Annotated in this window: 13 protein-coding genes; 6 read left to right on the forward strand and 7 right to left on the reverse strand. The window is 71.1% G+C overall.

The features are described 5' to 3' along the window. The first annotated feature begins 39 nt into the window (after window positions 1-39). Window positions 40-438, forward strand: a complete 399-nt coding sequence (locus EDD54_RS13740) for a methylglyoxal synthase (RefSeq protein ID WP_126540090.1) — start codon at window positions 40-42, stop codon at window positions 436-438. A gap of 22 nt (window positions 439-460) precedes the next feature. Beyond that, the gene (locus EDD54_RS13745) at window positions 461-1,486 is read left to right on the forward strand and encodes an ROK family protein (RefSeq protein WP_245515769.1); all 1,026 of its coding nucleotides are present in this window, start codon (window positions 461-463) and stop codon (window positions 1,484-1,486) included. A 147-nt stretch (window positions 1,487-1,633) separates the two neighbouring features. Here EDD54_RS13745 and EDD54_RS13750 read toward each other — a convergent pair whose 3' ends face one another. From EDD54_RS13750 to EDD54_RS13780, 7 genes are all read right to left on the reverse strand, one after another. Further along, a complete protein-coding gene (locus EDD54_RS13750; RefSeq protein WP_126540092.1) occupies window positions 1,634-2,227 on the reverse strand; it encodes an NAD(P)H-dependent oxidoreductase in 594 nt (197 codons plus the stop codon). 11 nt (window positions 2,228-2,238) lie between these two features. After that, window positions 2,239-2,817, reverse strand: a complete 579-nt coding sequence (locus EDD54_RS13755; protein WP_126540094.1) for an NAD(P)H-dependent oxidoreductase — start codon at window positions 2,815-2,817, stop codon at window positions 2,239-2,241. Between the two features lie 31 nt (window positions 2,818-2,848). After that, a complete protein-coding gene (locus EDD54_RS13760) occupies window positions 2,849-4,258 on the reverse strand; it encodes an FAD-binding oxidoreductase (protein WP_126540096.1) in 1,410 nt (469 codons plus the stop codon). Beyond that, the gene (locus EDD54_RS13765) at window positions 4,255-5,619 is read right to left on the reverse strand and encodes a cytosine deaminase (protein WP_126540098.1); all 1,365 of its coding nucleotides are present in this window, start codon (window positions 5,617-5,619) and stop codon (window positions 4,255-4,257) included. Before EDD54_RS13765 ends, EDD54_RS13760 begins: the two co-directional genes overlap by 4 nt. Before the next feature lie 3 nt (window positions 5,620-5,622). Next, the gene (locus EDD54_RS13770) at window positions 5,623-6,447 is read right to left on the reverse strand and encodes an ABC transporter permease (protein WP_126540100.1); all 825 of its coding nucleotides are present in this window, start codon (window positions 6,445-6,447) and stop codon (window positions 5,623-5,625) included. Then, entirely contained in the window at window positions 6,444-7,253 is an 810-nt protein-coding gene (locus tag EDD54_RS13775) for an ABC transporter ATP-binding protein (RefSeq protein ID WP_207620283.1), read from the reverse strand. Before EDD54_RS13775 ends, EDD54_RS13770 begins: the two co-directional genes overlap by 4 nt. A 111-nt stretch (window positions 7,254-7,364) precedes the next feature. Beyond that, complete coding sequence (locus tag EDD54_RS13780; protein WP_126540104.1) at window positions 7,365-8,375, reverse strand: ABC transporter substrate-binding protein; 1,011 nt, start codon at window positions 8,373-8,375, stop codon at window positions 7,365-7,367. A 314-nt stretch (window positions 8,376-8,689) separates the two neighbouring features. Here EDD54_RS13780 and EDD54_RS13785 point away from each other — a divergent pair, with 314 nt between their 5' ends. The 4 genes from EDD54_RS13785 (at window position 8,690) to EDD54_RS13800 (ending at window position 11,884) form a co-directional block, all read left to right on the forward strand. Beyond that, entirely contained in the window at window positions 8,690-9,079 is a 390-nt protein-coding gene (locus tag EDD54_RS13785; RefSeq protein ID WP_126540106.1) for a RidA family protein, read from the forward strand. A 29-nt stretch (window positions 9,080-9,108) separates the two neighbouring features. Continuing rightward, window positions 9,109-9,654 (forward strand): Uma2 family endonuclease, encoded by a 546-nt coding sequence (locus EDD54_RS13790; protein WP_126541856.1) that lies wholly within the window; start codon window positions 9,109-9,111, stop codon window positions 9,652-9,654. 8 nt (window positions 9,655-9,662) lie between these two features. Next, window positions 9,663-11,006, forward strand: a complete 1,344-nt coding sequence (locus EDD54_RS13795) for an 8-oxoguanine deaminase (RefSeq protein WP_126540108.1) — start codon at window positions 9,663-9,665, stop codon at window positions 11,004-11,006. 77 nt (window positions 11,007-11,083) lie between these two features. Continuing rightward, complete coding sequence (locus tag EDD54_RS13800; RefSeq protein WP_207620284.1) at window positions 11,084-11,884, forward strand: creatininase family protein; 801 nt, start codon at window positions 11,084-11,086, stop codon at window positions 11,882-11,884. The last annotated feature ends 52 nt before the right edge of the window (window positions 11,885-11,936 follow it).

The following is an 11,936-nucleotide window of genomic DNA, read 5'->3' on the forward strand; positions in this document are numbered from 1 at the left end:
TGAGGGCGCGTCGCCCCCGCTTTTCGGACCCTCGCGCCCATGACGTTCCGCCCGGCTCTCGCGCTGGTCGCCCACGACGCCAAGAAGGACGACATGGTGGCCTTCGCGCGGGCGCACGTCGACCGGCTCGCCGGTTTCGACCTCTACGCCACCGGCACCACCGGCGCGCGCGTGTCCGAGGCCTGTCCGCGGTTGCCGGTGACACGACTGAAGAGCGGGCCGCTCGGCGGCGACCAGCAGATCGGTGCGATGATCGCCGAGGGCCGGCTCGACGGCCTCGTCTTCTTCGTCGACCCGCTGTCGCCGATGCCGCACGACGTCGACGTCAAGGCCCTGACGCGCCTCGCGCTGGTCTATGATATCCCGATGGCGCTGAACCGCTGCACCGCCGACATGATGATCGGCTCGCCCCGGCTCGGCGCCGCACCGCGTTCCTGACAGACAGCGAGAGACGAGGACGATGTCCGCCCGCCCCCACATGGATCTCGAGGCGCTGCCGTTCCCGGTGCTGTTCGCGGACATCGGCGGTACCAACGCCCGCTTCGCCATCCTGACCGACGCCCACGCGGCGTTGCGCCACTTCGACACCGTCGAGACGAAGAACCACGTCACGCTGGAGGACGCCGTCGAGGCGGCGGTGCTGCGCCGCACGGCGCTGCGCCCGCGCACCATGGTGTTCGCCGTCGCCGGACCGATCCGCGAGGAGCGCACCCAACTCACCAACTGTCCGTGGGTGGTGGTGCCGCGCGCGCTGATGGAGACGTTCGACCTCGACCACGTGCTGCTGTTCAACGACTTCGAGGCCCTGGCGCTGTCGCTGCCGGGTCTCGCCGCCGAGGACCTCGAGGCGGTCGGCGACCGCCTGCCGCCCGAGGACGGCACCAAGGTGGTGATCGGCCCGGGCACCGGGCTCGGCGCCGCCGGCCTCGTCCACGCCGCCCACATGTGGGTGCCGGTGCCCGGCGAGGGCGGCCACATCGACCTCGCGCCGATCACCGCGCGCGACCTCGCGGTGTGGCCCCACGTCGAGCGCCCGGGCGAGCGCATCTCCGGCGAGACGCTGATCTGCGGCTCGGGCCTCCTCAGGCTCTACCGCGCCGTCGCCGCCGCCGACGGCGTTGCGCCGGCCTGCACGACGCCCGCCGAGGTGACCGCCGCCGCCGAGGCCGGCGATCCGGTCGCGGTCGAGACCGTGGCGCTGTTCGCGATCCACCTCGGCCGCATCGCCGGCAATCTCGCGCTGACCTTCCTCGCCCGCGGCGGCGTCTATCTCGCCGGCGGCATCGCGCCGCGGATCGCCGCGGTGCTGAAGAGCGGCGGCTTCCGCGCCGCCTTCGAGGACAAGAACCCGCACGAGGACCTGTTGCGCTCGATGGCGACCGCCATCGTCGTGCACGAGCGCCCGGCGCTCGCCGGCCTCGTCGCCTTCGCCCGCACCCCGACGCGCTTCGGCGTCCACCTCGAGGGCCGGCACTGGGTGCGGTGACACCTGTCTCGCACAGTCCCGACTCGTCGGGACTGTGCGGGGTTTCGGCTATCCGGCCGGCGCCCGGTCGGGCGCTCCTCGCCCGCAAGGCTCCGACCACCGGTCGGAACCTCGCGGGCTCGGTGAGAGGCCCCGGCGTCCGGCTGTTCAGCGCGGGATCCGCGCCATCTCCCGACGCACGCGGGCGAGATAGGCGGCGCGCTTTTCCGCGCTCACGGTGTCCATGCGGTAGAGCGCGCGGTAGCGGGTGCGGCAGAACGGGTGGCAGATCGAGCGCAGGCCGCGCAGGATGGTCTTGCGACCGGGCTCGCCCATCACCTTCGACAGCGACCAGGTCGCGCCGCAGGTGGTGACCACCTCGATGCGGCGAATGTTGCGCAGGTTGCCGCGGATACCCTGGGTCTCGGTCGGCATGGTGAAGGCGACGTGCGGCAGCAGCACGCGGTCCATCCAGCCCTTCAGCATCGCCGGCAGGCCGTACCACCACGTCGGGTAGACGAACACCAGCCCCTCGGCCCAGCGGACGTTGTCGACGTGATCGGCGAGCGCGACCTCGTTGACGCCGCGTTCGCCGTAGGCGCGGCGCTCGGCGGTGGAGAGCGGCGCGCTGAAGCCCTCGCCGTAGAGGTCGACGAAGCGGACCTCGTGACCGGCTTCGGCGAGGCCGGCGCGCACGGCCTCGCAGAGGGCGGCGACGAAGCTCTCCGGGACCGGGTGGCAGTAGACGACGAGCAGTCTCATGGGGCGGACCGTCAGAAGGCGCGCATGGTGCGCTCGACCCTGGCCAGGAAGGCCGCGCGGGTGGCGTCGGTCGAGCGGTTCATGTCGTAGTGGGCGAGATAGGTGACCGGTGGGAAGCCGCAGGCGGCGCGGATCACCCGCGTCACCGCCTTGCGCGGCGGGTCGCCGGCGAGAAGGGCGCGCATCCGCGTGCCGCCGTAGGAGGTCACGGCGGCGAGCCGGCGGACGTTGGTCAGCGCCGGCCGCACCTTGCCGTCGACGAGACGGAAGGAGACGCCCGGCAGGAACACCCGGTCGAGATAGCCCTTCAGGATCGCCGGGAAGCCGAAGTTCCACACCGGGTGCACGAACACCAGCGCCTCGGCCGCGAGCAGGCGGTCGACGTGGGCGCGGACCGGATCGCGGTTGGCGTCGGTGTCGTGGTAGCCGAGCCGCTCGGCCCGGCTCAGGACGGGGTCGAAGCCCTCGGCGTAGAGGTCGCAGTCGTCGACCGCGTGGCCGGCGGCGCGCAGCGTGTCGACGGTCGTGCGGTGCAGCGCCGCGTTGAAGGACGTCTCGACCGGATGGGCGTGGACGACGAGGATGCGCATGGGACGATGCTCCGCGGGGCCGTCTTCGCGCTCACTCGGTCCGCTCGAGGCCGGGGAAGAGGTAGAGCTTCTCCGCGCCGAAGTCGTAGTCCGGATCCTCCCAGGCGATCATCTTGCCGGGGTTGAGCAGGCCGTTCGGATCGGCCTCGCGCTTGAAGGCGAGCTGGACGGCGTCGGTCTGCTTCATGCCGCCCTCCTCCAGCGTGTAGCGGTGCGGATTGAAGATCGGGCAGCCCTCGGCGTCGTGCAGGCGCATGATCTCCTCGAGCCGCTCCTCGGAGGTGTAGCGCACCACCGGCAGGCCGAAGCAGGTGATCTTGCCGTCGAAGCGGACGAACTCGAGGTGGCCGGGCACCTCGTCGCCGAACAGCTTCGTCACCGCGGCGACGCGCTCGAGCTGGTGCGGGAACGGATAGAGCACCTGGAGATAGGTGATCGAGGGGTCGACGCGCAGGCCGCGCAGCGTGGTGTGGTTCCAGGCGAGCTCGTAGACCGGCGGCAGGCCCTTGCGCTCCTCCTCGGTGGCGAGGTCGGAACGGTAGACCACGTCGGCCGCCTTGAAGCGGCGGGTGAAGGCGGCGAAGGCCTCGACCGCGAAGGGCGCGACCATGACGAGGACGGTGGACTGGTCGCGGCGCAGGAAGCGGCGGTGGCGCAGGAAGTAGTCGTAGGGCAGCGGCGCGGCGATCACCGCGAGGTTCTTCAGGAGGATGCCGTCCTGGTTGCCGAGGGCGTCGGCGAAGGCGGCGGCCGCGAGGAAGTCGTCGAAGGCGACGACGGCGTCGACCCAGTCGTAGGCCGGGGCGAGCGGCATCTCGACGGCGGTGACGATGCCGTTGGTGCCGTAGGCGTGCACGACCTTGGCGACGTCGGCGCCCGTGAGCTGGAGCACCCGCGGCTCGGCCTCGCAGGTGACGACCTCGACGCGGATGACGTTGCCGAGGTCGCGCAGGCCGCCCCAGCGGATCGAGCCGATGCCGCCGGAGCCGCCGGCGACGAAGCCGCCGATGGTGGCGGTGCGGTAGGTCGAGGGATGCAGGCGCAGTTCCTGGCCGGACTGCGCCCGGGTCTCCTGGTCGATCTTCTCCATGATCGCGCCGGCCTCGGCGACGACGACGCCCGGACGGATCTCGACGACCTTGTTCATCTCGGCGAGGTTCAGCACGACGCCGCCCGAAAGCGGCATCGCCTGGCCGTAGTTGCCGGTGCCGGCGCCGCGCGGGGTGATCGGAACGCCGTGGGCGAAGCAGGCGCGGACGACCCGGATCACCTCGTCGCGGTCGCGCGGGGAGACCACGAGGTCACCGGTGACGTGGTCGAGCCGGCGCTTCAGGACGGGCGAGTACCAGAAGAAGTCGCGGCTCTTCTGCTTCACCAGGACGGGGTTGTCCTCCATCGGGATGCCGTCGAGGTCGCGCTTCAGGGCGGCAAGATCGGTCATTCCGAGGGCTCCATCAGGTCGTCGAGTTCGCGGTAGTCGGGAAGCACGGCCCGGACGAGGACGCCGTCCCGCACCACGGCGCGGTCGGCCCACGGACGGGCGAAGAGTTCGGTGTAGCCGCGGGCAGCCACCGCGAGGAAGTCCGCGGCATTCCCGACCTTCAGCCGGCCGTGGTCGGCAAGGCCGAGGATGTCGGCGGGCCGGCGGCTGACGACGTCGACGAAGTCGCCGACCGGCTGGTCGAGCTGGAGGATGCGGACGCCCTCGCGCAGCACCTCGAGACCGTCGAGGTCGCCGTAGGCGTAGAACGGGTCGCGGGTGTTGTCGGAGGAGATCGCGACCGCGATGCCGCGCGCGCGCATCTCGCGGACCAGGGTGACGCCACGCCAGCGCGGGGTGCGCGGTCCGGCGCCACCGGGCACCGTCACGGCGTCGCGGTCCTGGAGATACATGTTGCACATCGGCAGCGAGACCACCGCGATGCCGGCGCGGGCGACGAGGTCCATGGTGCGGTCCTGCGTCTCGGCGTCCTGGCGGGCGAGCGAACAGCAGTGGCCGGCGACGACGCGACCCGAATAGCCGGTGGCGAGCACGGTTTCGGCGAGGATGCGCAGCGACTGCGCGTCCGGGTCGTCGGTCTCGTCGACGTGGAGGTCGAGGTCGAGGCCGTGGCGGGCGGCGGTCGCCACCACGTTGGCGATGGCGGTGCGGGCGTGCGGGAAGGCGGCGATCGCCCCGCCGACGACGCCGCCGAGCGGTCCCGCCACCCGAGCGACCTCCTCGAGGGCGCCGGGGTCGAGCATGGTGTCCGGCCCGACCAGGGCGACGGCCTGGAGCTCGATCCGGCCGGCCCAGGCGGCGCGGGTCTCGGCGAACACCGGCCAGGAGATCTCGTGCTGCGGCGGGATCGAGTCGAGGTGGGTGCGGATGGCGCGGGTGCCGTGGGCGTAGGCCGAGCGCAGCGCGAAGTCCATACGGCGGCGGACGTCCTCGGCGCTCCAGCGCGCCTCGCGATCGGCCTTGACCGCCTCGAGGGCGCTCATGAAGCGGCCGTCCGGGTTGCGGCGGCGCGGCCAGATGTGGCCCTTGTCGAGATGGGTGTGCATGTCGACGCAGAGCGGCAGCACGAGGCCGCCGTCGAGGTCGACGACCGGGCGGCCGTCGGCGGCGATCGCACCCACCGGCGCGATCGCGGCGATCCGGCCGGCGGAAACCGCGACGTCGGCGCGGGCGATGCCGTCGCGGTCGGCGTCCGGCGCCGCGCCATCGACGAGGGCGACCGGCAGGCCGGCGCCCCGCAGGACGTAGGCCGCCCCCGGTCCGTGCGCGGCGGCGGCGAGGGCCGCGTCGAAGAAGGCCATGGGTCAGATCTCCCGCTTCAGCGCGCTCTCGTGCCAGCGGCGCAGCGCGAGATGGGACACGAGGCTGGTCAGCCAGAACACCAGCACGCCGGTCGACGACAACAGGATCAGGCCGGCGAAGAGGCGCGGGATGTTGAGGCGGTACTGGCTCTCCAGGATGCGGAAGGCGAGGCCGGAGCCGGCGCCGGCCGAGCCGGCCGAGAATTCGGCGACCACCGCGGCGATCAGCGCGAGGCCGCCGCCGATCCTGAGGCCGGTGAAGAAATAGGGCTGCGCCGCCGGGATCTTGAGGAACAGCAGCGTCTGCAGGCGGCTGGCGCCGTAGAGGTGGAAGAGGTCGAGGAGGTTGTGGTCGACCGACTTCAGGCCGGCCGTCATGTTGGAGAGGATCGGGAAGAAGGTGACGATGAAGGCGCAGGTCAGCACCGCCGCCTGGGTGTTCGGCACGTAGATCAGGATCAGCGGCGCGATCGCGACGATCGGCGTCACCTGCAGGATCACCGCGTAGGGGAACAGCGCGAGGCCGGCGATCCGCGACTCCGTCATCAGGACGGCCAGCAGGCTGGCGCCGGCGACCGCCAGGAACAGGGCGGAGAAGGTGATCTCGAGCGTCACGAGGAGAGCGCCGGACAGGGTGCCCCAATCCTTGACGAGCGTCTGCGCCACCAACCACGGCCCCGGCAAGATGTAGGGCTTCACGTCGTAGGCGCGGACGTACCAGTCCCAGACCAGCAGCACCGCCACCAGGATGGCGAGCGGCACCAGCACGGGCAGAAGGCGCTCGCGGAGCGGGCGCGGCGGCGCGGCAGGGGGCGGGGCGTCGGTCATAGGTGGTCGTTCGCCCCCATGGCGGCGTGGAGGGCGGCCGACACGTCGAGGCAGGTGCGGCCGTAGAGTTCGGTGGTGCGGAAGGCCTCGTCGCGCAGCGGCGGCGCGTCGACGGCGAATTCGGAGACGACCCGGCCGGGCCGGGCCGCCATCACCACGATGCGGGAGGAGAGGTAGACGCTCTCGTAGACCGAGTGGGTCACGAACACCACGGTCCAGCCGAGCTGGTCTCGCAGGCGCAGGATGTCGTTGTTGAGCTTGAAGCGGGTGATCTCGTCGAGCGCGGCGAAGGGCTCGTCCATCAGGAGGATGCGCGGTCGCGTGACCAGGGCGCGGGCGATCGACACCCGCATCTTCATGCCGCCGGAGAGCTCGCGCGGATAGTGGCCGGCGAAGGCGGACAGGCCGACCAGCGCCAGCGCCTCCTCGACGTCGGTCTTCACCGCGCCGCGGCGGTTGCCCTCGAGGCGGAGCGGCAGGAAGACGTTGTCGAAGACGCTCGCCCAGGGCATCAGCGTCGGCTCCTGGAACACGAAACCGATGCCGCCGGCCCGCCGGCGCGCGCCGTCGTCGGCCCCGCCCGGCCAGACGATGCGGCCGGCGCTCGGCTGGGTCAGGCCGGCCATGATGCGCAGCGCCGTCGACTTGCCGCAGCCGGAGGGCCCGAGCAGGCTGAGGAACTCGCCCTGGCGGACGGCGAGGTCGAGGCCGGCGAGCGCGAGCGTGCCGTTGGAGAAGGTCTTGGTCACGCCCTCGAGGCGGACCACCGGCGCACCGGGTGGCGCGGGTGACGGGACGGCGGACAAAGGGATCTCCTGATCCGGCTCGAAGGCGGCTCGCGCCGGCGACGGACGACGGGCGCGCCGGAGGGCCGCGGCCGTCGGCGACGGCGCGGCCCTCCGGCCCGTTTTGCGACGTCAGCCGCCGAGGGCCTTCTTGACGTCGAGGCCGACGCCCTTGCAGACGAACTTCAGCGTGTAGGCCTTGGTGACGTCGACCGAGGCGTCGACCACGGCGGCGGCGACCATCTTGTCGTAGAAGGACTTGTGGTGGGCGTCGGTCATGCAGCCGATGCCGCCGGTCAGCGCCTCGGCGCTCTCGACGATGCCGTATTCCTTCATCTTGGCGATCGAGAAGGCGATCTGCTCGTCGGTCATCTCCGGATTGTCGGTCTTGATCAGGGCGTTGGCGGCCTTGTTGTCGCCGTAGAGGTAGTTGTACCAGCCGATCGCGCTGGCATCGACGAAGCGCTGGACGAGGTCGGGCTTCTCGTCGACCAACTTCTGCTGCGCCTCGATGGTGGTGGAATAGGTGTCGAAGCCCTGGTCGGCGAGCAGGAAGATCTTCGGCTTCCAGCCGGCCTGACGCTCGACCTCGAAGGGCTCGGAGGTCAGGTAGCCCTGCTGGGCCGACTGGGGATCGGCGATGAAGGGGGCGGGATTGAAGGTATAGGGCTTGTACTGCTCGTCCTTGAAGCCCGGGTAGGCCTGCTTCATCCACTGGAAGCCGGTGATGAAGAGGTCCTTGCCGAGGAAGATGGTCGGCAGCTTGGCGAGGTCGGCGAAGGCGTCGATCCCCTGGTCGGGGTGCGCCATGATGATCTGCGGGTCCTTCTGGAAGATCGCCGAGACCGTGACGGTCGGCACACCGTTCTTCACGGCGTCGAAGGACTCCAGCATGTTGCCGCCCATGTAGAAGTCGATCTGGCCGGCGATCAGCAGCGAGCGGTTGGCGGCCTGCGGTCCGCCCTGGCGGATCGTGACCTTGAGGCCGTATTTCTCGTAGGTGCCGTCGGCGACGGCCTGGTAGAAGCCGCCGTGCTCGGCCTGGGCCAGCCAGTTGGTGCCGAAGCTGACCTCGTCGAGCGCGAGGGCGGGGCCGGCGGCGAGCGCGAGCGCGGCGCCGAGGAAGACGGTCGAGCGATTCATGAAAGAGCTACTCCCCTCTGGCGCCTTTTCGGCGCTCGGTCGCTTGTCCGGACGGCCCATCCCGAACGCCGCCCACGTCCCGATACGCGGGATTTGGCAAGAAGGATGCCAAGGACCCGGGCAGTTCGACCGTTCCGCGGTCGTCCGCCCGGGCGACGACCCCCTCCGTGCGCCCGACGCCGAGCTTAGCGCGGTCCCATTGCCCAAAATAGAGGCTCCGTCGCCACTTGGTTGATCAGACCGGCCTCAGCTTCGGACTTGATCCCGCGGCGGCCCCGCCCCTACCGTCGCCCATTCCCCGCCGGAGGCAGCCGATGGTCCAGAGCTTCGATCCGCCGTCCGTGCGCCGTCCGTTCGGCCGCTATTCCCACGGCCTCCTGGTGCCGCCGGGCGCCGCGCTGCTGGTGACCTCGGGCCAGCTCGCGATCCGGCCGGACGAGAGCGTGCCGGAGGACGTCGGCGAGCAGGCCGAGGTCTGCTTCCAGGCGATCGGCGCGATCCTCGAGGCCGGCGGCATGGACTTCTCGAACGTGATCCGGATCGCCGCCTTCGTCACCCGGCGCGAGGACTTCCCGGCCTACATGGCCGTGCGCGACCGCCACGTCCGCGAACCGCTGCCGGTGTCGACCCTGATCGTGGTGTCCGGCTTCACCCGCCCCGAATTCAAGGTGGAGGTGGAAGTCACGGCGGCGAAGGTGCCATGATGACGGCCCGCGAGCGGAGCGCGACAGCGATGGCCGAGATCGAACTCCAGTTCATGGACGCCGAGACCTTCCTCGACTGGGCGACCCGGCAGGAGGCGCGCCACGAACTCGTCGGCGGACTGCCGAAGATGATGACGGGCGCGCGGATCGGCCACGATCGCGTCGTCCGTCGGGCGTTGGCGCGGCTGACCGACCGTCTCGCCGGAGGGTCCTACGAGCCGTTCACCGACGACGTCGCCGTCCGGATCCCGAACGGGAACGTCCGCCGTCCCGACGTCACCGTCGCCTGTGGCGAATTCGACCCGAACGCCCTCGCGCTGACGGCCCCCGTGGTCGTGATCGAGGTGTTGCCGCCGCCGACACGCAGCTTCGACCTCGTGCGCAAGCTCGCCGAGTACCAGTCGCTGCCGAGCCTCCGCCACATCCTGCTGGTCGATCCCGACGACCGGCAGGCGCTGCTGCACGGCCGGGACGCCGACGGCGCCTGGACGCTCGAGACGCTGTCCGGCCCGGACGCCACGATCGACCTCGCCGCCCTCGGCATCACCCTCGCGCTCTCCGACCTCTACGAGTGACACCGCCCATGCGCCTCTGGATCAAGGACCCGATCGCCATCCTCGCCGAGGGCGCCGAACGCGGCGTGGTGGTGGAGGGCGGCCGCATCGTCGAACTGGTCGGCGCCGGCGCCGAGCCGTCGGCCCCGGTGGACGCCCGCTTCGACGCCGGGAGGCACGTGGTGATCCCCGGCCTCGTCAACACCCACCACCACATGTTCCAGACGCTGACGCGCGCCCACCCGGCGGCGATCAACAAGGAACTGTTCCCCTGGCTGGAGGCGCTGTTCCCGATCTGGGCGAAGAACGTCCGGCCGGACAATTTCCGTCTCGCCACCCGCCTCGCCCTGACCGAACTGCTGCTGTCGGGCTGCACCACGGTGTCGGACCACCAGTACCTGTTCCCGCCGGGGCTCGAGGACGCCATGGACATCCAGGCCGAGGAGGCCGCGGCCCTCGGTATCCGGATGACGCTGACGCGCGGTTCGCTCAACCTCACCGTCGAGGAGGGCGGCAACGCCATCGCCGGCGCGGTGCAGGACGCCGACACCATCCTCGCCGACTGCGAGCGCGTGCTCGGCCGCTACCACGACGCCGCCGAGGGCTCGATGCTGCAGGTGGCGCTCGCCCCTTGCGCGCCCTTCAACGTCACCAAGCGGCTGATGACCGAGACCGCGGCGCTCGCCGAGCGGTGGGACTGCGCCATGCACACCCACCTCGCCGAGACCCGCGACGAGCTCGACTACTGCCGCGAGAAATTCAACTGCACCCCGGTCGACTACATCGAGGACTGCGGCTGGCTGAACGAGCGCGCCTGGGTCGCCCACGGCATCCACTTCAACGACGAGGAGGTCGGCCGGCTCGGCCGCCACGGCGTCGGCGTCTGCCACTGCCCGACGTCCAACGCCGTGCTGGCCTCCGGTCTCTGCCGGACTAAGGAACTCGAGGCGGCCGGCGCCAAGGTCGGGCTCGGGGTCGACGGCTCGGCCTCCAACGACAATTCCAACCTGATGGAATCGCTGCGCCACGCGCTGATGCTCGGCCGGCTGCGCTACGACGCCGCCTCGGTGACCCATTTCGACGTCTACCGCTGGGCGACCGAGGGCTCGGCGAAGAACCTGCGCCGCGACGACATCGGCAAGATCGCCGTCGGCAAGCAGGCCGACCTCGCCTTCTACACCCTCGACGAGCTGCGCTTCTCCGGCGCCGGCGACCCGCTGGCCGCCCTGGTCCTCTGCGGCGCCCACGCCGCCGACCGGGTGATGGTGAAGGGCGAATGGCGCGTCGAGGACGGCACCGCGGTCGGGATCGACGTGGCGCGGCTGCGCCACGAACACGGCACCGCCGCCAGGAGGTTCCTCGAGAACCTCTGATCCCCGACGCTTCAACGAACGGCCGCCCGACGCCCGCCGCCGCGGGCGCGCGGCCGTCCGCCCTCCGGAGAGAGACCATGAGCCTGCCCCGCCGCTTCTGGCACGAGATGACCGCCCCGGAGTTCCGCGACCCCGGCACGAAGGACTGGATCGCCGTCCTCCCCGTCGCCGCGATCGAGCAGCACGGGCCGCACCTGCCGGTCTACACCGACACCTGCGTCGCCGAAGGACAGGTGCGGCGGGTGATCGAACTCGCTCCGGCCGACCTGCCGGTGAGCTTCCTGCCGGTGCAGGCGGTGGCGAAGTCGAACGAGCACATCTCCTCGCCGGGCACGCTGACGCTCGACTGGGAGACCGTGACCAAGGCCTGGCTCGACATCGGCGACAGCGTCGCCCGCGCCGGCGTGCGCAAGCTGGTGATCGTCACCTCGCACGGCGGCAACGTGCCGATCATGGACATCGTCGCGCGCGAACTCAGGATCCGCCACGACATGCTGGTGGTCGCCACCGCCTGGGCCCGGTTCGGCCAGCCGGCCGGCGTGTTCCCGGACGCCGAGTTCGTCTACGGCATCCACGGCGGCGACGTCGAGACGTCGCTGATGCTGCACCTGCGACCCGACCTCGTCAGGATGGACCTCGCCGAGGACTTCCGCTCGACCCAGCACGTGCTGATCGAGGAGATGGCGCAGCTCCGCGTGCACGGGCCGGTGCAGTTCGGCTGGAAGGCGCAGGACCTCAACCCGCACGGCGTGGTCGGCAACGCCGCCGCCGCCAGCGCGGAGAAGGGCCGGCTTTCGCTCGACCATGCCGCCCGCGGCTTCCTCGCCCTCTTGGACGACGTCGCCCGCTTCGATCCCGCCCGGCTGTGGAAGCCGTGATCGAACCGGGAACATTTCCTCATTATGCATGCAGAATATGGAGTGTCTTACC

It is taken from the genome of Oharaeibacter diazotrophicus (assembly GCF_004362745.1).
In the GTDB taxonomy this organism is placed as follows: domain Bacteria; phylum Pseudomonadota; class Alphaproteobacteria; order Rhizobiales; family Pleomorphomonadaceae; genus Oharaeibacter; species Oharaeibacter diazotrophicus.